This window comes from Jannaschia sp. S6380, from assembly GCF_023015695.1.
GTDB lineage: Bacteria > Pseudomonadota > Alphaproteobacteria > Rhodobacterales > Rhodobacteraceae > Jannaschia.
This window is the reverse complement of sequence record NZ_JALKAS010000001.1, coordinates 478250-497694: the sequence shown is the minus strand read 5'-3', so window position 1 is coordinate 497694 and position 19445 is coordinate 478250. Positions and strand designations below refer to the sequence as shown.

Sequence of the window (19445 nt, the reverse complement as noted above, 5' to 3'; positions counted from 1 at the left end):
GCCGTCAGTTGAGCCGGAACTCACCCACCACGTTCTCCCATTCGCCCGGCCCGATCGGCTTGCGATGGCTGAACCGGACGGAGTGGAGCGGCCCCTCGATCTCCTCGCCCCAGAACTCGATGAACCGGAACAGGCGCGGGTGATCCGGGGCCAGGTCGTAATCCTGCCAGATGAAGCTGTTCAGGACGTGCGGATGGTCGGGCATGTGATAGAACATCTCGGCCAGCGTCAGGCCATAGCCCTTCATCATCAGATCGGTTTCGGATGCCATGTGCGAACCTCCTGCGCACAGGATGCCGCACCGATCCGATCCATCAAAGAAAACAGTTTGTTATCAGTCCAATCCAGGGGCTGCAGCGGCCCCGGCGACACAGCTTGTTGAGCCCATATGCAGGGGGTGCTAGAAGCGGCACAAACAAGATATGGGCCCCCTCCGGGGCGGAGAAATAGATGAACGACGAGCCGGAAACCCCTGAAAACGATGACGAAGACGCCGGGAACGGGACCGGGCGCGTGGTCATGCCCCATGACGGCCCTCAAATCAGCATCGTCGACGAGATGCGGACTTCGTTCCTCGACTACGCGATGTCGGTAATCATCAGCCGCGCGATTCCCGATCTGCGCGACGGGCTGAAGCCGGTCCATCGCCGCATCCTCTATGCCATGCATGAGACCGGCAACACGCACGACAAGTCGTATCGCAAGTCGGCCCGCCCCGTGGGCGACGTCATGGGCAAGTATCACCCGCACGGCGACTCGGCCATCTACGAGGCGCTGGTGCGGATGGCGCAGAACTTCTCGATGTCGCTTCCCCTGCTCGACGGTCAGGGCAACTTCGGCTCGATGGACGGCGATAACGCCGCCGCCATGCGCTACACCGAGGTCCGGATGGACAAGCCGGCGGCCTTCCTGCTGGCCGATATCGAAAAAGACACCGTCGACATGGTGCCCAACTACGACGGCAAGGACACCGAACCCTCGGTCCTGCCGGCGCGCTTTCCGAACATGCTGGTCAACGGCGCGGGCGGCATCGCCGTCGGCATGGCCACCAATATCCCGCCCCACAATCTGGGCGAGGTCATCGACGCCTGCCTCGCGCTGATCGAGAACCCCGACCTGTCCTCCGAAGACCTGATCGAATACGTCCCCGGCCCGGATTTCCCGACGGGCGGCATGATCCTCGGCCGTTCCGGCATCCGCAAGGCGTATCTCGAAGGGCGTGGCAGCGTCATCATGCGCGCCCGCACCCGGGTCGAGGAAATCCGCAAGGACCGCTACGCCATCGTCATCGACGAGGTTCCCTATCAGGTGAACAAGGCCGTCATGGTCGAACGCATCGCCGAGGCCGCCAAGGACAAGCGGATCGAGGGGATCAGCCACGTCCAGGACGAATCCGACCGCGTCGGCGTCCGCGTGGTGGTCGAGCTGAAGCGCGACGCCACCGCCGAAGTCGTGCTGAACCAGCTGTTCCGCTTCACGCCGATGCAGACGAGTTTCGCCTGCAACATGCTGGCCCTTAACGGCGGCCGCCCCGAGCAGCTGACGCTGCGCGCCTTCCTGACGGCGTTCTTGTCCTTCCGCGAGGATGTGATCGCCCGCCGCACCGCCTACGAGTTGCGCCGCGCCCGCGAGCGGAGCCACATCCTCTGCGGCCTGGCCGTCGCCGTCAGCAACGTGGACGAGGTCGTGCGCACCATCCGCGCCTCCGCCGACGCGCCCGAAGCGCGCGAAAAGCTCATGTCGCGTCGATGGCCGGCCGAGGAGATCGCGCCCTTCATCCGGCTGATCGACGACCCGACCCACACGATGAACGACGACGGCACCTACAACCTGTCCGAGACGCAGGCCCGCGCCATCCTGGAGCTTCGCCTGCAACGCCTGACGCAACTCGGCGTCAAGGAAGTCACAGACGAGCTGGAGGAGCTGGCCGCCAAGATCAAGGAATATCTCGAGATCCTCGGCTCCCGCGCGCGGATCCTGTCGATCATCTCCGACGAGCTGCGCGAGGTCCGTGACCTCTTCGCCGTTCCCCGCCGAACCGAGATCACCGACTGGTCCGGCGACATGGATGACGAGGACCTGATCGAGCGCGAGGAGATGGTCGTCACCATCACCCAATCCGGCTATGCCAAACGCACGCCGCTCGCCGAGTTCCGTGCGCAGAAGCGCGGCGGCAAGGGCCTGTCCGGCATGCAGACCAAGGAGGAGGACGTCGTCACGACCCTCTTCGTGGCCAATACCCATACGCCGCTTCTGTTCTTCACGACTGACGGCATGGTCTACAAGCTCAAGACATGGCGCCTGCCGCAGGGCGGGCGAACGGCCAAGGGCAAGGCGCTGGTGAACCTGCTGCCGATCCAGTCGGGCACCGGCATCGCCGCGATCCTGCCCATCGACCGCGACGAGGATCATTGGGACGAGCTTCAGGTCGTCTTCGCCACCGATCACGGCACCGTCCGGCGCAACCGCCTGTCGGATTTCGCCAACGTGATGCGCAACGGCAAGATCGCCATGAAGTTCGAGGGCGAGAGCGCGGGGTGGACGCTGATCAACGCCCGCATTGCCAGCCATGACGACGATGTCATGCTGGTCACCCGCTCGGGCCGCGCGATCCGGTTCCCCGCCACGGATGTGCGCGTCTTCAACTCCCGCGCGTCCGTCGGCGTACGCGGCATCCGGCTGGGCCGCGACGACGCGGTCGTGTCGATGGCCGTGATCCGGCATTTTGATGCCACGTCGGAGGAGCGGGTGGCCTACCTCAAGATGCGCCGCGCGATGGCCGGTCTGGCCGACGACTACGAGAACGGGGCCGAGGGGGACGACGACGAAGCGACCGCCGATCCCGACTTCTCCACCGACCGCTATGCCGAGATGTCGGCTGCCGAGGACCTGATCCTGACCATCACCGAAGGCGGCGCCGGCAAGCTGTCGTCGTCGCATGACTATCCGGTGCGCGGCCGCGGCGGCATGGGCGTCAGCGCGCAGGACAAGGCCGCCCGCGGCGGGCCGATCGTGTCGGCCTTCCCGGTCGAGATGGATGACCAGATCATGCTCGCCACCTCCACCGGCCAGTCGATCCGCGTGCCCGTCGACGGAATCAGCTTCCGCTCGCGCAGTGCGGGCGGCGTCCGCGTCCTCAATGCGCGCAAGGGCGAGAAGGTCGTTTCCGTCGCACGCGTGGCCGACAATGGCGAAGACGAGGCGGTCGAGGTCGACGGCGACTGATCAGGCTTTCCCACGGCAATCCTTGGAGGAATCTGCGATCCCGGCATGGCCTTCGCCGCCATGCCGGACTAGTTTGCGGGTCCGGGATGCATCCGGCGGCGCCGGGCCGGGATGGAGGCGAGGAATGAGACTGGAACATTGGGACGACCTGAAGTTCGTCCTGGCCATGAAGCGGCATGGAACGATGTCGGCGGCCGCCCGCCATCTGGAGACCAACGTTGCGACCGTCTCGCGCAGGATCGACCGCATGAGCCATGAACTGGGTCTGCCACTGTTCGAGAAGCGTGGCCCCAGCTTCGTTCCGACCCACGCCGCCAATCGCCTTGCCGCCGTCGCCGAGGAGCTGGACCACCGGCTGCGCACCGAGGTCGCCAACCTGAAGGCCGGCGACGACCAGGCGCGTATCGCAATCGAGATCTCCGCACCGCCGGCCGTGCATTCCCACTTCGTCCTGCCCCGCACCGGCGAGTTCTCGAACTACCTGCCGCAGGTCATGCTAAGCCTCACCGACAAGGTCTTCGCGCAAGGCCTGGGCGAGGCCGACATCCAGGTTCGCATCGGTCGCCCCGAAGGCGGACGGCTCAAGGCGCGCAAGTTCCGCGACTACTCGCTGCGCGTCTATCACGGGCGCGACCACGTGCTCGACGGCGAATGGATCGGGCTGTCGCAACGCTACCCGGATTCGAACGTCTTGCGTCAGATCTACCCCGAGGCCGCCGAGATCCCGCGCTACCGCGTCGAGGAGATGCCGATGGCGCTGGAAATGGCCCGGACGACCGGCCTGCCCTGCGTCCTTCCCGATTTCATGGTTCTGCCGGAACATGGCCTGGTTCTGGCCGATCTGCCGGAGAACGAGCTGCAGGGCGAACTCTGGATCACCTACCACGAAACGCGCCACGGCGATTCCATCCTGCGTGCCGTCGTCGACTGGTTCTGCGGAAATACCGGCGGCGACGCGATGCGCATCGCGTCGGAATAGCCGCCCCCTTTCCCCCGGCGACCGTCCGGCGTATCCGGGCGCCATGACCGAACAGCTTCACATCGTCGGCGGCGGCATGGCCGGGTCGGAGGCCGCCTGGCAGGCCGCGAATGCCGGCATCCCCGTCTTGATCCACGAGATGCGCCCGAAGGTCGGCACCTTCGCCCATCGCACCGGATCGCTGGCCGAGATGGTCTGCTCCAACTCGTTCCGCTCCGACGATTCGGAACAGAACGCCGTGGGCCTGCTCCATTGGGAGATGCGCGCCGCCGGGGGCCTGATCATGGAGATGGCCGACGCCCACCGCCTCCCCGCCGGCGGCGCGCTCGCCGTCGACCGCGACCCCTTTGCCGAGGCCGTGACCGCCCGCCTACGTGCGCATCCGAACGTCACCGTCGTGGACGAGGAAATCACCGCCCTGCCCGAATCCGGCCATTGGATCATCGCCACCGGCCCCCTGACCGGCAGCGCGCTGGCGCAGGCCATCGCCGAGGAGGCGGGCCAGGACAGCCTCGCGTTCTTCGACGCCATTGCGCCCATCGTCCATGCCGATACGATCGACATGTCTAAGGCCTGGCGCCAATCCCGCTACGACAAGGGCGAGACCGAGGACGAGCGCACCGCCTACATCAATTGCCCGATGGACCGCGACACCTACGAGGCGTTCATCGACGCCCTGCTCGCCGCCGAGAAGACCGAGTTCAAGCCGGGCGAGGCCGGATCGTCCCACAAACCCACCCCCTATTTCGACGGCTGCCTACCGATCGAGGTCATGGCCGAACGCGGGCGCGAGACGCTGCGCCACGGCCCGATGAAGCCCGTCGGCCTGACCAACCCGCATCAGCCGGACGTAAAGGCCCACGCCGTCGTCCAGCTTCGCCGCGACAACGCGCTCGGCACGCTCTACAACATCGTGGGCTTCCAGACCAAGATGAAGTACGGCGCGCAGAAGTCTGTTTTTGCTATGATTCCGGGACTTCAGAACGCCAGATTTGCCCGCCTCGGCGGCATCCACCGCAACACCTTCATCAACTCGCCCACACTCCTCGACGATGCCATGCGCCTCCGCTCCAGGCCTCATATCCGCTTCGCCGGTCAGATTACGGGCGTCGAGGGCTACGTCGAATCCGCCGCCATGGGCCTTTTGGCCGGATGCATGGCCGCCGCCGAAATCAGGGGAGACACCCTGCCCCCGGTGCCCCAGACGACCGCCATGGGCGCGCTCGTCACCCACATCACCGGCGGCGCGGATGCCAAGACCTTCCAGCCGATGAACGTCAATTTTGGCCTGTTCCCCCCGGTCGACGCGAAGGGCGGACGGCGCGGGCGACAGGTCCGCTACAAGATGTACACCGACCGCGCCAAGGCCGATTGGCAGGGCTGGCTGGGGGTCCGACAGGCGGCGGAATGATCACCCGCTTCGCACCCTCGCCCACCGGCCCGCTGCATCTGGGCCATGCCTGGGCCGCGATGGTGGCGGACGATCTCGGCGACATGCACCTCCGGATCGAGGATATCGACCGCCAGCGATCAAAACCGCACTGGGAAGCGGCGATCTTCGACGACCTCCACTGGCTCGGCCTGATCTGGCCCGAACCCGTGATGCGCCAATCCGAACGCATGGCCGAGTATGACGACGCGCTCGACCGCCTCTGGTCGCGCGGCCTCCTCTATCCCTGCATCTGCAACCGCCGCGACATCCGCGCCGCCGCCGCCGCCCCGCAGGAGGGCGCGCCGCTCCTCGGACCCGACGGCGTGGTCTATCCCGGCACCTGCCGCGCCGCGTCCCGGATCGGTCTGCGTCCCCGTGACGTGGCCCTGCGCCTCGACGCGGATGCCGTCGGCGCGCTCACCTGGACCGAGAAGGACAGACCGCAAACGATGGACCCCGCCACCTTCCGCCGCAGCATCGGCGACGTCGTGATCGCCCGCCGCGATTTCGCGACCTCGTACCACCTCGCGGTGGTGGTCGACGACGCGGCCCAGGGCATCGACCTTGTGACGCGCGGCGCGGATCTGGTCGAGGCCACCCCGATCCATGTCGCGCTGCAGACGCTGCTGGACCTGCCGACGCCTGGATATCACCACCACGACCTCGTGCGCGACGGCGAAGGCCGGCGCCTCGCCAAGCGCGACGATGCGCGCAGCCTCGCCAGCTATCGCGACGCGGGCTGGTCCGCCGACGCGCTCAAGGCGCATCTGCGCGCCGACCGCACGGCCCCCTGACTGGGTCCGATCACGGCACCACGCGCACCAAACGGCCGGCAAAGCCCCGGGCATTACCCCACGGGCTGCGCCATCTCCACCATGCGGGCGAAGAAACTTGCCCCGATGGGCGCGATCGCGTCGTTGAAGTCGTATTCCGGATGGTGCAGCACCGGCCCCTCGCCCGCGCCGAGGAACAGATACGCTCCCGGCCGCGCATTCAGCATGTAGCTGAAATCCTCCGCCCCCATTTCCTTAGGCGCGTCCGGCGTGACCAGCCCCTTGCCCACCACGTCCGCCGCGACGTTCGCCGCGAAATCGGCCTTCTCCGCATGGTTCACCGTCGCCGGATAGCCACGTGCATAGCGACAGGTCGCGGTCACGCCATAGCTCGCAGCCTGCCCCGCCACGATTTCCGACAGACGCCGCTCGACCATGTCCTGCACCGCCGGATCGAAGGTCCGCACAGTGCCTTCCATGTAGGCCGTGCCGGGGATGATGTTGTCCGCCGTCCCGGTGTGGATCTGGGTGATCGACACCACCAGCTCATCGAGCGCGTAGTGATTGCGGCTCACGATCGTCTGGATTGCCTGCCCGATCCCCAGCGCGGCCACCACCGGGTCCTTGGTGTCATGCGGCATCGCGCCATGCCCGCCCTTGCCCGTGATGTCGATGTGGAACGTGTCGACGGCCGCCATGATCGGCCCCGGCGCGGTGAAGAACGCCCCTTCCTCGAAGTTCGGCGCGTTGTGGATCCCGTAGACCTGTTCGATGTCGAACCGGTCCATGATCCCTTCCCGCACCATGACGTCGCCGCCCCCGCCGCCCTCTTCCGCCGGCTGGAAGATCAGCGCGACGCGTCCCGCGAAGTTGCGTGTCTCCGCCAGGTATTTCGCGGCACCCAGCAGCATCGTGGTATGCCCATCATGTCCGCAGGCATGCATCATGCCCGGTGTCTCGGAGGCATGATCCGCCCCCGTTGCCTCGGGGATGGGCAATGCGTCCATATCGGCGCGCAGGCCGATGGTGGGGCCCTTTCCCCGTCCTTCGATGAGGGCGACGATGCCGCTGGTCGCGATGCCCTCGTGGATCTCGTCGACGCCGAATGCGCGCAGCTTGTCCGCAACGAACCCCGCCGTCTTGGGCAGGTCGAACTGCAATTCCGGGTTCCGGTGCAGCCAGCGGCGCCATTCCTGCATCTCGGGCTGCAGGGCGGCGATGGAGTTGATGACGGGCATGGGCTGTCCTTCGATACGATTTGCGGGCAGGAAACACCCGGACCGGAGGAGATTCAATGGACGACATCTGCACCACGCCCGGTGGCGGCCTGCCCCGCCTTCTGGCCATCATGGACCGGCTGCGCGACCCTCGGACCGGCTGCCCCTGGGACATAGAGCAGGACTTCGCCAGCATCGCACCCTACACAATCGAGGAGGCCTACGAGGTCGCCGATGCCATCGAGGGCGAGGCCTGGGACGAGCTGGAGGGGGAGCTGGGCGACTTGTTGCTGCAGGTCATCTATCACGCGCGGATGGGGGCGGAGCAGGACCGGTTCGACTTCCATTCCATCGCCGAACGTGTGGCCCAGAAGATGGTGAATCGGCATCCCCATATCTGGGGCGACCAGAGCCGCGACAAGAGCGCCCAGCAGCAGGTTGCCGACTGGGAAGCCGCCAAGGCAAAGGAGCGACAGGGCCGCACGCTGGACGGCGTGGCGAAGGGCCTGCCGGCGCTGACCCGCGCGGTAAAGCTGCAGAACCGCGCCGCGAGGGTCGGCTTCGACTGGCCCGAAACGGTCGCCGTCCTCGACAAGTTGCGCGAAGAAGCGGCCGAACTGGTGGAGGCGCGCGATACGCTGACGCCGGAAGCCGCGGCCGAGGAGATGGGCGACCTGCTTTTCGTCATGGCCAACCTCGCCCGTCATCTGGAGATCGATCCGGAGGCGGCCCTTCGCGCGGCCAACGCAAAGTTCATCCGCCGGTTCGAGGCGATCGAGGATGAATTGGCCGCGCAGGGCCGCAGCCCGTCGCAATCGGACCTGGCCGAGATGGATGTCCTGTGGGATGCGGCGAAGAGGCGTGAAAAATCGTCTTACTGAAATACTCGGGATTGACCTGATCGTTTTTGTCGGAAATATCGGATGCATCGAACAACAGGAGGTTCCGATGCTCCGGACCGCGATTCTCGCCACCACTGCCCTCGCCGCCCTGCCCGCCTTCGCGGGCGAGGTGAACGTCTACTCCTACCGTCAGCCCGAACTGATCCAGCCGCTGATCGACGGGTTCCAGGAAGCGACCGGTCACACGGCCAACGTCGTCTATATCGACAAGGGCATCACCGAACGGCTGGTTGCCGAGGGCGAGCGCAGCCCCGCCGACCTGATCTTCACCGTCGACATCTCGCGCCTGGCTGAGGCCAAGGAGGCGGGCGTTACCCAGCCGGTCGAAAGCGAGACGCTCGAGACGAACATCCCCGAGAACATGCGCGACGCAGACAACCACTGGTTCGGCCTGACCACGCGCGGCCGCGTGATCTATGCCAGCAAGGAGCGCGTCGGTGAGGGCGAGGTCACGACCTACGAGGATTTGGCCGATCCGGAATGGGCGGGTCGCATCTGCACCCGCTCGGGCACGCATGTCTATACGATCGGCCTGATCTCGGCGATGATCGAGCATAACGGCGTCGAGGCCACGCGCGACTGGCTGGAGGGCGTGAAGGCGAACCTGGCCAAGGCGCCCGAAGGCAACGACCGCGCACAGGTCAAGTCGATCTGGGCCGGGGAATGCGACGTCTCGATCGGCAACACCTACTACATGGGTGCGATGCTGAAGGACCCCGAGCAGGCCGAATGGGCCAACGCCGTCCGCATCGAATTCCCGACCTTCGAGGACGGCTCGGGCACGCATGTGAACATCTCGGGCGTCGCCATGGTCGAAGGGGCCTCGAACGAGGCGGAGGCGCTCGCCTTCATGGAATACCTTTCCTCGCCCGAGGCGCAGCAGACCTATGCCGAGGTGGTCAACGAGTACCCCGTGGCCCCCGACACGCCGCCGTCCGACCTCGTGGCCGGCTGGGGCGAGATCACCGCGGACGACACGCCCCTGACTGACATCGCCAGCCACCGCGCCGAGGCGCTGAAGCTGGTCGAGGAGGTCGATTTCGACGCCGGCTCCTGATCGACGGAATACCGTGCTGGCGGGTTCGGCCCGCGAACGGGCGGTGACGCGGCGCGCTCTGGACATTCCGGGGCGCGCCGTTCTTCCTCCGGGCATGACACAGAAGATCATCATCGACACCGACCCGGGCCAGGACGACGCCGTCGCGATCCTGCTGGCGCTGGCTTCGCCCGAACTGGACGTCCTCGGCATCACCGCCGTGGCAGGCAACGTGCCGCTGGACCTGACGGCGCGAAACGCGCGTGTCGTCTGCGAACTGGCCGGACGGCCGGATGTGCCCGTCTTCGCCGGCTGCGATCGCCCCATGGCGCGCGACCTCGTCACGGCGGAGCATGTCCACGGCAAGACCGGCCTCGACGGCACCGACCTGCCCGATCCGGCGATGCCGTTGCAGGATCGGCATGCGGTCGACTTCATCATCGACACATTACGGACCGAGGCGCCGGGGGCCGTCACGCTCTGTCCCCTCGGGCCGCTCACGAACGTCGCGACGGCCCTGTCGCGCGCGCCCGATATCGCCGACCGGATTGCGCGGATCGTGATGATGGGCGGCGCCTATTTCGAAGTGGGCAACATCACGCCCGCGGCCGAGTTCAACATCTATGTCGACCCCGAGGCCGCGCGCGACGTCTTCGCCTGCGGCGCCCCGATCACCGTCCTGCCGCTGGACTGCACGCACAAGGCACTGACGACGCGCGCGCGTAACGACGCCTTCCGCGCCGCCGGACGCGTGGGTCAGGCGGTCGCCGGATGGACCGGGTTCTTCGAGCGGTTCGACATGGAAAAGTACGGCAGCGAGGGCGCGCCGCTGCACGACCCCTGCGTGATCGCCTGGCTGCTGCGCCCCGATTTGTTCGACGGGCGCGAGGTCAATGTCGAGATCGAGGTCGACAGCCCGCTGACACGTGGCATGACCGTGGCCGATTGGTGGGGCGTGACCGACCGGACGCCCAATGCGTTGTTCATCGGCGACATGGACGCGGACGGGTTCTTCGACCTCCTGACCGCGCGACTGACGCGTCTGTAGCGCCGCGAGGGGCCCGCCCCTCGCGCTCCCCGAGGTATTTGCCGCCAGAGGAAGACCATGTTCGCCTTCGACAATTCCTACACCCGTCTGCCGGAGCGGTTCTATACGAAGATGGCGCCTGCCCCGGTCGCCGATCCGGGTTGGGTGGCGCTGAACGAGGGTCTGGCGCGTGAACTCGGGTTGGACCCGGATGCCCTGCGGGACGCGGTGGATGTTTTCGCCGGCAATCGCGTGCCCGAGGGGGCGAAGCCGTTGGCGCAGCTCTATGCCGGGCATCAATTCGGGGGCTGGTCGCCGCAACTGGGCGACGGACGCGCGATCCTGTTGGGCGAGCATCTGGGGCCGCAGGGGCGCGTGGACGTGCAACTCAAGGGATCGGGGCCCACGCCCTACAGTCGCATGGGCGACGGACGCGCGGCACTGGGCCCGGTGATCCGCGAATACGTCGTGTCCGAGGCGATGCATGCATTGGGCGTGCCGACCACTCGCGCGCTCGCCGCCGTGACCACGGGCGAGACGGTCCTGCGCCAGGAAGGACCGCTGCCCGGCGGGGTGCTGACACGGATCGCGGCCAGCCATATCCGGGTCGGCACGTTTCAGGTCTTCGCCGCGCGTGACGATGTCGAAGGATTGCGCCTTCTGCTGGACCACGCGATCGCGCGGCACGCCCCAGGGGCCGACGGTCCGATGGGTCTGCTGCGGCACGTGATGGACGCGCAGGCCAAGCTGGTCGCGCAGTGGATGGGTCTGGGCTTCGTCCATGGCGTGATGAACACCGACAACATGACCATCTCGGGCGAAACCATCGACTATGGCCCCTGCGCCTTCATGGAGACGTATCACCCCGACATCGTGTTCAGCTCCATCGATCAGTTCGGCCGCTATGCCTGGTCGAAGCAGCCCGACATTGCGCTCTGGAACCTGGCGCAGCTGGCGACCGCGTTGCTGCCGCTGATGGGCGATCGCGAGGCCGCCGTGGCGGACGCGACCGAGGTGCTGGAAGGGTTCCGCGACCTCTATGCGAAGGCCTGGACCAAGGTGATGGCGGCGAAGATCGGGATGAACGACATGAACCTCGCCATGGAACTTCTCGATATCATGCGCGAAGGCGGGGGCGACTTCACCAATACGTTCCGCGCGCTGACCGTGGATCCCGACGTGGCCCGCGATCAGGTCACCTGCCGCGAACGCTTCGACGATTGGCTGGCCCGCTGGCAAGCCCGCAGCCCGGACAATGGGGCGATGGCAAGGGCGAACCCGGCGATCATCCCGCGCAACCACCGCGTCGAACAGGCCATCGCCGCGGCCTATGAAGGCGATCTCGCGCCGTTCCATGCCTTGAATGCCGTGCTGGCCGATCCGTGGTCGGAAACGGAGGCGAACAGGCCCTACCGTGTACCCGCAACCGATGCGGAGCGGGTCACGCAGACCTTCTGCGGGACGTGATTGCCCCATTCGCGATGCCCCGATAGGAGGGCGGCCATGACGACGCCATCGATCCTCGACCGCTGCGAAGCGCAGGGCCTGCGCCTGACCGGGCAGCGCCGCACCGTGGCGCAGGTGCTGGAAGCGTCGGACGATCACCCCGATGTCGAGACGATCCACGCGCGGGCGGCGGCGGTGGATCCGAACATCTCGGTCGCGACCGTCTATCGCACCGTCAAGCTGTTCGAGGAATCGGGCCTCTTGGAGCGTCGGGAGTTCGGCGACGGACGCGCGCGATACGAAGACGCCGAACGGGACCATCACGACCACCTCATCGACTTGCAGACCGGAGAGGTGATCGAGTTCGTCGACCCCGAGATCGAGGCACTGCAGGAACGGATCGCGGAGCGTCTGGGCTACGACCTGAAGGGGCACAGGCTCGAGCTGTTCGGCACGAAGCGCCACCGCGATGACTGATGGATCGCTGGCACGCGGCACCATGTCCGCGGCCACGGACAGCCTGAAGGGCGCCGCGCTGATGGTGGCCGCCATGGCGTGTTTCACGGTGGAGGATGCACTGATCAAGGGCCTGTCGGGTGCCTTCGCCCCGGCGCAGATCGTCTGGATGCTGGGTCTGGGCGGGGCCGTGGCCTTCGTCGCCTGGCTGACGGTATCGGGTCAGGGCATCTGGTCGCCACACTATCTGCGCCCCCGTGTCCTGGCCCGTACGGGGTTCGAGGTGTTCGGAAGTTGCTGCTTCATCTCGGCGCTGGCCCTGATCCCGCTCTCGCTCGCCTCGGCGGTGATCCAGGCCACGCCGCTGGTCGTCGCGATGGGGGCGGCCGTCTTCCTGGGTGCGACGGTCGGCTGGCGTCGCTGGGCAGCCATCGGTTTCGGGTTCGCGGGCGTGCTTCTGATCATCCGACCGGGGGCGGCGGGGTTCGAACCGGCGGTGCTGCTGGCCGTCGCCGGCATGTTGGCCCTGGCCGGGCGCGACCTGGTGACGCGGACGATGCCGGGCGTGGTGTCCGGTGCACGGCTGTCGCTACATGCCTTCGCGTCGCTGGTGCCGGCGGGCATCCTGCTGCAGGTCGCGCTTGGCGAACCTCTCGTCACCCCGGAACTGGCGCAGTTCGGCGTTCTCGCGCTTTGTGTCGCGATCGGAATGGCGGGATACCTGACCATCGTCGCGGCGACCCGGTTGGGAGATATCGCCGTCGTCTCCTCGTTCCGCTACTCGCGAATGCTGTTCGCGCTCTTCGTCGGCGTGGCGTTCTTCGGCGAGCGTCCCGGTGCCGCGACCCTGATCGGGGTCGGCGTCGTGATCGCGTCGGGGCTCTTCACCTTGATCCGCGAGGCACGGCTGCGCGCCGCTTCCCAAGCGTAACTGGCCTTGTTAAGGGGGCACGACTCGAGCCTGGAGGCCTCCCACATGTTTGCGATCACCGACATCCACGCCCGCGAAATTCTCGACAGCCGCGGCAACCCGGCCGTCGAAGTGGACGTTTTGCTGGAAGATGGCACGATGGGTCGTGCGGCGGTGCCCTCGGGCGCCAGCACCGGCGCCTACGAGGCGGTAGAGAAACGCGACGGCGACAAGTCCCGCTACAAGGGCAAGGGCGTGCGCGATGCGGTGGCCGCGGTGAACGGCGAGATCGCCGAGATGCTCCTTGATTTCGACGCGACCGAACAGGAAGCCATCGACGGCGCAATGATCGAGCTGGACGGGACGGACAACAAGTCCCGGCTGGGCGCGAATGCGATACTCGGCGTCAGCCTCGCGGTCGCCAAGGCCGCCGCCGATGCAAGCGCCCTGCCCCTCTATCGCTACGTCGGCGGCACCTCGGCGCGGGTCCTGCCGGTGCCGATGATGAACATCGTGAACGGCGGCGAACATGCCGATAACCCGATCGACATCCAGGAATTCATGATCATGCCGGTCGCCGCCGAATCCATCGCCGAGGCGGTCCGCATGGGGTCAGAGGTCTTCCACACCCTCAAGGGCGAGTTGTCGGCCGCGGGCCTGTCCACCGGGATCGGCGACGAAGGCGGGTTCGCCCCGAACCTCAGCAGCACGCGTGACGCGCTCGACTTCATCCTGAAGGCGATCGAGAAGGCGGGCTATACGCCGGGCGACGAGATGATGCTGGCCCTAGACTGCGCGGCCACCGAATACTACCGCGACGGCGCCTATAATCTGGCTGGCGAAGGCAAGACGCTGTCTTCGGACGAGAATATCGACTATCTTGCCGCCCTCGTACGCGACTATCCGATCCTGTCGATCGAAGACGGCATGGCCGAGGACGACTGGGAAGGCTGGGTGGGCCTGACGCAAGCCATGGGCGACAAGGTGCAGTTGGTGGGCGACGATCTGTTCGTGACCAATCCGGCGCGCCTATCGGACGGGATCGAGAAGGGCGCGGCGAATTCCCTGCTTGTCAAGGTCAATCAGATCGGCACCCTGTCCGAGACGCTGGAGGCGGTCGGCCTGGCGCATCGCAACCGCATGACCTGCGTGATGTCGCATCGCTCCGGCGAGACCGAAGACGCCACCATCGCCGACCTCGCCGTGGCCACGAATTGCGGGCAGATCAAGACCGGCAGCCTGGCCCGTTCGGACCGGCTGGCCAAGTACAATCAGCTTATTCGCATCGAAGAGGCGCTGGGCGAGACGGCGGTCTATGCGGGGCGTTCGATCCTGCGCGGGTGATCCCGGCAACAGTGTCGCCCGCCGTCCCGCATCGGCGCGCGTTCCGCTTGCGCGGGATACCGCCTATGCTAGCGTCCTCGGGAACGGAGCTTTGCGATGATGCACGCCCCTACTCTGAAGGACAGACAGTTCCGCCGCCAGGTCGCCGACTTCCTCGCCATCGAGCAGGAGCAGGCGCCCGACCGGCCCCTGCGCCTGATCCTGATCGCGGCCGCCATCGTCCTGATGCTGGTCTATGACGGCTCGCCCTGGGTCGCGCTGATCGCCCCGATCTATTTCATCTCCGACCTGACCTACGTGCGCCATGTCGGCCGCGTGGCGCGCGCCGCGCAGGTGACGCGCGGCATGCTGATGGGCCTGCTGGCCCATCATGGCGTCACCATCGCCGCATTCACGGGTTTCGCCGTGGTCAACGCCTTCTGGCCCACGGTCACGGGATCGCGGGCGGCGGCACTGCTGATCTTCGGGCAGGCGCTGAACTGCATCGGCTACGACACGCGGTCGCAGGACGCCGCCCGGATCGGCGTCGTCATCGTCGCACTGGGCGCGCAGCTGACGACCTTCGGCGTCGGCTTCGTCAACGGGATGGAGATGGGCGACCGTATCTTCCTGCATGTGGCCGTGACACTAATCACGGTCTATTTCGCCCAAGTCGTCCTGACGACCGCCGCCACGCGGGCGCGCCTTTCGGCCCGGACCGAAGAGCTGGTGCATGCCCAGAAGGGCGAGGCCGTGGGCCGGCTGACCAGCGGGATCGCGCATGACTTCAACAACCTGCTGACCGTCATGCGGGGCAACATCGACCTTCTGGGCGAGGTGCCCGCCGCCGAACGCGACCCGCTCCTGCGCGAGATCGGCGATGCGACGGAACGCGGCGGACATCTTGTCAGTCAGCTGCTGGCGGCCAGCCGCAGGGCGCCCAGCGACACGCGGATGCTGGACCTCGCACCGTTCCTGGAAGGGTTCGCCCGTTTCGCCCGCCGGGTCCTGCCGGCCAATGTCGTCCTGACGGTCGAGGCCGAAGCACCCCTCGGCCTGCGCACCGACCCGTCGCAGTTCGAGGCGGCGATGCTGAACCTGATCGTCAACGCGCGCGACGCGATGGTCGAAGGCGGGACGATCACACTGCGCGCGGTCGAGATCGCCTCGCCCGCGGCGCCGTCGGATACGGGACCCTGGATCATGATCACGGTCGCCGATGACGGCCCGGGGATGGAGCCCGCGGTTCTGGCGCGTGCCACCGAGCCCTTCGTGACGACAAAGCCGCCGGGCCAGGGATCGGGCCTCGGGCTGGCCATGGTCACCGATTTCGCCCGCCGTGCCGGCGGCACGTTCGAACTGGAAAGCGCCCCGGGCGTCGGGACCACGGCGCGTCTGCGCCTGCCCACTTGACCCTGACGCAACCCCGCGCCGACCGACCGGCGCTGGGCATGCTGCTGATGGTGGGCTTCTGTTGCCTGGCCCCCATGTCGGATGCGACGGCAAAGCTGCTGGCCCGCGATTTCCCCGTCCTCCAACTCGTACTCGTGCGTTTCGCCGTGCAGGTCGTCGTGCTTACCCCGATCGTCTCGATCACGGCGCGCGGCTGGTCGATGTCGCGGCTGGGTTGGCAATTGACCGCGTTGCGCGCCGCGCTGCAGGTCGCGGGCATCTGGCTGATGGTGACGGGGCTGACGTATCTGCCGCTGGCCGACGCACTGGCCATCGCATTCGTCATGCCGTTCATCCTCCTGCTGCTGGGACACTTCCTGCTGGGGGAGGCCGTCGGACGACGACGCCTGACGGCCTGCGCCATCGGCTTCGTCGGCACGCTGATGGTGATGCAGCCCAGCTTCGTCGCCGTGGGCTGGCCGGTGCTGTACCCGCTGGGCGTGGCCTTCGTGTTCGCCGCCTTCATGCTCGTCACCCGTCGTATCGCGGACGAGGCGGATCCGATCGCCATGCAGGCCGCGTCGGGCGGGTTGGCGACCCTCGTGCTGGGCCTGGCCTACGCGACCCTGCCCGCCGTTGGCACGCTGGCCGTCGCGCCGGTATCGGGGCATCTGCCGCTGCTGCTGTTGATGGGTGGGCTCGGGACCGTGGCGCATCTGTTGATGACCTGGTCGCTGCGCCATGCGCCGGCCTCGACCCTGGCCCCGATGCAGTATCTGGAAATTCCCGTGGCCGCCCTGATCGGCCTGCTGATCTTCGGCGACTTTCCGAACCCGCTGGCCATGGCCGGGATCGGCGTGACCGTCGCCACGGGGCTCTACATCCTCTGGCGCGAAAGGGGTCCGGCATGACCGCCGAACGCATCATCGACCATCTTCGTCTGACACCGCATCCCGAAGGCGGATGGTATCGGCAGACATGGGCCGGTCCATCCGGCCCCGGCGGGCGCCCCGTCGGGACCGCCATACATTTCCTGCTCCGTGCGGGGGAGCGCAGCCATTGGCACCGTGTCGACGCGACCGAAATCTGGTTCTGGCAAGCCGGCGCCCCGCTCATCCTGTCGCAGGCGGCCGACGCGGCGGGTCCGGTCCGGTCAACGACGCTGGGGGGCGACCCGCTGAACCATGCGCTGCAGGGGACCGTGCCCGCGGGTCATTGGCAGACGGCGCGCGGCACGGGGGACTGGACATTGGTCAGTTGCACCGTCACTCCGGGCTTCACCTTCGACGGGTTCGAACTGGCGGACCCGGATTTCGACATCCCTACGTGAAGTCCAGGATCCCCTGCCCATGAACCTGCTGCATGTCGCCTCGCTCCTCCTCGTCCTCGCGGCGGCGTTCGGGGCAATCAACTACCTGTTCCTCAAGCTGCCATCGGCGATCGGCATCCTGATCGTGGCACTGGCGGCCAGCTTCGGGATCATGATGCTCGACCTGGTGGCGCCCGGACTGGGGGTGGCCGACAACATCCGCGCCGTCGTCCTGAACATCGAATTCTCCGACGCCCTGCTGGAGGGGATGCTGGGCCTGCTGCTGTTCGCGGGCGCGCTGCATGTCAAGGTGGCCGACCTGAGGCGCGAATGGATGCTGGTGCTGCTTATGGCGACACTGGGGGTGGGCCTGTCGACGATCATCGCCGGCGTCGGGTTCAGCTGGATCACCGGGGCCCCGCTTCTGATCGCGCTGGTCTTCGGATCGCTAATCTCGCCCACCGATCCGGTCGCGGTGCTGGGCGTGCTGCGCGCGGCCAACCTGCCCCGGACGCTGGAGACGAAGATCGCGGGCGAGTCGCTCTTCAATGACGGCGTCGGATATGTCGTGTTTCTGGTCCTGGTCGGCATCGCCTTTCCGACCGGCGACGCGCATGGCGCCGGCCTGTCGGACGCCGCCCGCCTCTTCGTGCGGGAAGCGTTCGGCGGTGCCGCGCTGGGCGGCGCGCTGGGCTGGCTGACGTTCCGCATCATGCGCCGCATCGACGACCCGCCGCTGGAGGTGCTGATCACGCTGGCCCTGGCGTTCGGGGGCTACCAGCTCGCGGTCTGGTTGCATGTCTCGGCGCCTATAATGGCGGTCGTGGCGGGCCTGCTGATCGGCGATGTCGGCAGCAAGTACGGCATGTCCGACGACACCCGGGCCCATGTCGACACGTTCTGGACCCTGGTCGACGAGATCCTGAATGCCGTCCTGTTCCTGCTGATCGGGGTGGAGGTCTTCGCCGTCGCCTTCGAGGCCAGCTTCGTGGTCGCCGGCCTCGCCGCGATCGCCCTGCACCTGCTGGCGCGCTTCGCCGCGGTCTTCGTGCCGGTCCAACTGCTCAAGCCGTTCTCGCCCGAGTTCGAGGACGGCATCACCCGCATCATGACCTGGGGCGGATTGAAGGGCGGCATATCGGTCGCGCTCGTGCTGGCCCTGCCGGACAACGAATGGAAGCCGCTGATGTTGACCTGCACCTATTTCGTGGTCCTGTTCTCGATCATCGTTCAGGGCCTGACGGTCGCGCGCCTGGCAACGCGCGTGGGTGGCGAGCCGGAACTGATGTGACGGGTCGGTGCGTTCGCCACCCCGGCATCACGCCTCCAGCTCGGCATCCCAATAGAGGAAATCCATCCAGCTTTCGTGCAGGTGGTTCGGCGGGAACTTGCGACCCTGGTTCATCAGCTCGGCCGATCCGGGGCGACGCGGGGCGCGGCGCAGGGTGAAGCCGACCTGTTTCAGAGACCGCGATCCCTTCTTCAGGTTGCACCGCCCGCAGGCGGCGACGACGTTCTCCCACGACGTGATGCCGCCGCGGGCGCGGGGCACGACATGATCGAAGGTCAGGTCCCCCCGCGAGCCGCAATACTGACAGCAGAACTCGTCCCGTAGGAACAGGTTGAAGCGCGTGAACGCGACCCGCTTTTGCGGCTTGATGTAGTCCTTCAGGACCACGACCGACGGGATCCGGATCGTCGTCGTGGGCGAGCGGACGACCTCCTCGTATTCGCTGACGATGGTCACGCGGTCGAGAAACGCGGCCTTCACCGCGTCCTGCCATGGCCAGAGCGACAGCGGGTAGTAGGACAGCGGCCGGTAGTCGGCGTTCAGCACCAGTGCCGGGAAATGCCGCAGCCCCGCCGGATCGCGGGTGAATTCCATCCGGAAATCGGGATCTTGGATCGCATTCAAGGCGCTCATCCGGTCGCTTCCCTTATCGGAGAGCGGCCCGCCCGGCCCCCGGGCGCGCGGCCCTCTCGCTTGGGACTATATCTGGGGATCGAGCCCTGACAAG

18 protein-coding genes are annotated in these 19445 nt (G+C 67.0%); 15 read left to right on the top strand and 3 right to left on the bottom strand.

Annotation, left to right across the window (positions count from 1 at the left end):
* Nucleotides 1-4 precede the first annotated feature (4 nt).
* Nucleotides 5-271, bottom strand: coding sequence for an usg protein (locus tag MWU52_RS02605; protein ID WP_246949115.1), 267 nt, complete (start codon nucleotides 269-271; stop codon nucleotides 5-7).
* A gap of 179 nt (nucleotides 272-450) precedes the next feature.
* On the opposite strand from MWU52_RS02605, the gene gyrA reads away from it, so the two are divergent.
* From gyrA to gluQRS, 4 genes are all read left to right on the top strand, one after another.
* Nucleotides 451-3225 carry a DNA gyrase subunit A gene (gyrA, locus tag MWU52_RS02600; protein WP_246949113.1) on the top strand — a complete coding sequence of 925 codons (2775 nt, stop codon included), beginning with the start codon at nucleotides 451-453 and terminating at the stop codon, nucleotides 3223-3225.
* A 124-nt stretch (nucleotides 3226-3349) separates the two neighbouring features.
* Nucleotides 3350-4204 (top strand): LysR family transcriptional regulator, encoded by an 855-nt coding sequence (locus MWU52_RS02595; RefSeq protein ID WP_246949111.1) that lies wholly within the window; start codon nucleotides 3350-3352, stop codon nucleotides 4202-4204.
* Nucleotides 4205-4247: 43 nt separating this feature from the next.
* Nucleotides 4248-5615 carry a methylenetetrahydrofolate--tRNA-(uracil(54)-C(5))-methyltransferase (FADH(2)-oxidizing) TrmFO gene (gene trmFO / locus MWU52_RS02590; protein WP_246949110.1) on the top strand — a complete coding sequence of 456 codons (1368 nt, stop codon included), beginning with the start codon at nucleotides 4248-4250 and terminating at the stop codon, nucleotides 5613-5615.
* On the top strand, nucleotides 5612-6430 hold the full coding sequence (gene gluQRS / locus MWU52_RS02585; protein ID WP_246949107.1) for a tRNA glutamyl-Q(34) synthetase GluQRS: 819 nt from the start codon (nucleotides 5612-5614) through the stop codon (nucleotides 6428-6430). The genes trmFO and gluQRS overlap by 4 nt, the downstream gene beginning before the upstream one ends.
* 53 nt (nucleotides 6431-6483) lie before the next feature.
* On the opposite strand, the gene MWU52_RS02580 is transcribed toward gluQRS, so the two are convergent.
* Entirely contained in the window at nucleotides 6484-7647 is a 1164-nt protein-coding gene (locus tag MWU52_RS02580) for a M20 aminoacylase family protein (protein ID WP_246949094.1), read from the bottom strand.
* A gap of 56 nt (nucleotides 7648-7703) precedes the next feature.
* Between MWU52_RS02580 and mazG the strand changes: the two genes are divergently transcribed.
* From mazG to MWU52_RS02525, 11 genes are all read left to right on the top strand, one after another.
* Nucleotides 7704-8507 (top strand): nucleoside triphosphate pyrophosphohydrolase, encoded by an 804-nt coding sequence (mazG, locus tag MWU52_RS02575; RefSeq protein WP_246949083.1) that lies wholly within the window; start codon nucleotides 7704-7706, stop codon nucleotides 8505-8507.
* A gap of 67 nt (nucleotides 8508-8574) precedes the next feature.
* Entirely contained in the window at nucleotides 8575-9585 is a 1011-nt protein-coding gene (locus MWU52_RS02570; protein ID WP_246949081.1) for a Fe(3+) ABC transporter substrate-binding protein, read from the top strand.
* 94 nt (nucleotides 9586-9679) lie between these two features.
* On the top strand, nucleotides 9680-10612 hold the full coding sequence (locus MWU52_RS02565) for a nucleoside hydrolase (RefSeq protein ID WP_246949079.1): 933 nt from the start codon (nucleotides 9680-9682) through the stop codon (nucleotides 10610-10612).
* Between the two features lie 57 nt (nucleotides 10613-10669).
* Nucleotides 10670-12058 (top strand): protein adenylyltransferase SelO, encoded by a 1389-nt coding sequence (locus MWU52_RS02560; RefSeq protein WP_246949076.1) that lies wholly within the window; start codon nucleotides 10670-10672, stop codon nucleotides 12056-12058.
* Between the two features lie 36 nt (nucleotides 12059-12094).
* Nucleotides 12095-12514 carry a Fur family transcriptional regulator gene (locus tag MWU52_RS02555; RefSeq protein WP_246949073.1) on the top strand — a complete coding sequence of 140 codons (420 nt, stop codon included), beginning with the start codon at nucleotides 12095-12097 and terminating at the stop codon, nucleotides 12512-12514.
* A 22-nt stretch (nucleotides 12515-12536) separates the two neighbouring features.
* Complete coding sequence (locus MWU52_RS02550) at nucleotides 12537-13424, top strand: DMT family transporter (protein ID WP_246949070.1); 888 nt, start codon at nucleotides 12537-12539, stop codon at nucleotides 13422-13424.
* 45 nt (nucleotides 13425-13469) lie between these two features.
* Complete coding sequence (gene eno / locus MWU52_RS02545) at nucleotides 13470-14747, top strand: phosphopyruvate hydratase (protein WP_246949067.1); 1278 nt, start codon at nucleotides 13470-13472, stop codon at nucleotides 14745-14747.
* A gap of 96 nt (nucleotides 14748-14843) precedes the next feature.
* Nucleotides 14844-16139: an ATP-binding protein gene (locus tag MWU52_RS02540; RefSeq protein ID WP_246949064.1), complete on the top strand. Its 1296-nt coding sequence runs from the start codon at nucleotides 14844-14846 to the stop codon at nucleotides 16137-16139.
* Nucleotides 16136-17029, top strand: a complete 894-nt coding sequence (locus MWU52_RS02535) for a DMT family transporter (RefSeq protein WP_348645485.1) — start codon at nucleotides 16136-16138, stop codon at nucleotides 17027-17029. Before MWU52_RS02540 ends, MWU52_RS02535 begins: the two co-directional genes overlap by 4 nt.
* A complete protein-coding gene (locus MWU52_RS02530; RefSeq protein WP_246949062.1) occupies nucleotides 17026-17448 on the top strand; it encodes a cupin domain-containing protein in 423 nt (140 codons plus the stop codon). Before MWU52_RS02535 ends, MWU52_RS02530 begins: the two co-directional genes overlap by 4 nt.
* A 19-nt stretch (nucleotides 17449-17467) precedes the next feature.
* Nucleotides 17468-18718 (top strand): sodium:proton antiporter, encoded by a 1251-nt coding sequence (locus MWU52_RS02525; protein WP_246949059.1) that lies wholly within the window; start codon nucleotides 17468-17470, stop codon nucleotides 18716-18718.
* A 27-nt stretch (nucleotides 18719-18745) separates the two neighbouring features.
* Here MWU52_RS02525 and MWU52_RS02520 read toward each other — a convergent pair whose 3' ends face one another.
* Complete coding sequence (locus MWU52_RS02520) at nucleotides 18746-19351, bottom strand: HNH endonuclease (RefSeq protein ID WP_246949056.1); 606 nt, start codon at nucleotides 19349-19351, stop codon at nucleotides 18746-18748.
* Nucleotides 19352-19445: the final 94 nt, after the last annotated feature.

Coding starts and splice junctions, on each gene's coding strand:
- MWU52_RS02605 (WP_246949115.1), bottom strand. CDS start 271: ATGGCATCCGAAACCGATCTGATGATGAAGGGCTATGGCCTGACGCTG.
- gyrA (WP_246949113.1), top strand. CDS start 451: ATGAACGACGAGCCGGAAACCCCTGAAAACGATGACGAAGACGCCGGG.
- MWU52_RS02595 (WP_246949111.1), top strand. CDS start 3,350: ATGAGACTGGAACATTGGGACGACCTGAAGTTCGTCCTGGCCATGAAG.
- trmFO (WP_246949110.1), top strand. CDS start 4,248: ATGACCGAACAGCTTCACATCGTCGGCGGCGGCATGGCCGGGTCGGAG.
- gluQRS (WP_246949107.1), top strand. CDS start 5,612: ATGATCACCCGCTTCGCACCCTCGCCCACCGGCCCGCTGCATCTGGGC.
- MWU52_RS02580 (WP_246949094.1), bottom strand. CDS start 7,647: ATGCCCGTCATCAACTCCATCGCCGCCCTGCAGCCCGAGATGCAGGAA.
- mazG (WP_246949083.1), top strand. CDS start 7,704: ATGGACGACATCTGCACCACGCCCGGTGGCGGCCTGCCCCGCCTTCTG.
- MWU52_RS02570 (WP_246949081.1), top strand. CDS start 8,575: ATGCTCCGGACCGCGATTCTCGCCACCACTGCCCTCGCCGCCCTGCCC.
- MWU52_RS02565 (WP_246949079.1), top strand. CDS start 9,680: ATGACACAGAAGATCATCATCGACACCGACCCGGGCCAGGACGACGCC.
- MWU52_RS02560 (WP_246949076.1), top strand. CDS start 10,670: ATGTTCGCCTTCGACAATTCCTACACCCGTCTGCCGGAGCGGTTCTAT.
- MWU52_RS02555 (WP_246949073.1), top strand. CDS start 12,095: ATGACGACGCCATCGATCCTCGACCGCTGCGAAGCGCAGGGCCTGCGC.
- MWU52_RS02550 (WP_246949070.1), top strand. CDS start 12,537: ATGTCCGCGGCCACGGACAGCCTGAAGGGCGCCGCGCTGATGGTGGCC.
- eno (WP_246949067.1), top strand. CDS start 13,470: ATGTTTGCGATCACCGACATCCACGCCCGCGAAATTCTCGACAGCCGC.
- MWU52_RS02540 (WP_246949064.1), top strand. CDS start 14,844: ATGATGCACGCCCCTACTCTGAAGGACAGACAGTTCCGCCGCCAGGTC.
- MWU52_RS02530 (WP_246949062.1), top strand. CDS start 17,026: ATGACCGCCGAACGCATCATCGACCATCTTCGTCTGACACCGCATCCC.
- MWU52_RS02525 (WP_246949059.1), top strand. CDS start 17,468: ATGAACCTGCTGCATGTCGCCTCGCTCCTCCTCGTCCTCGCGGCGGCG.
- MWU52_RS02520 (WP_246949056.1), bottom strand. CDS start 19,351: ATGAGCGCCTTGAATGCGATCCAAGATCCCGATTTCCGGATGGAATTC.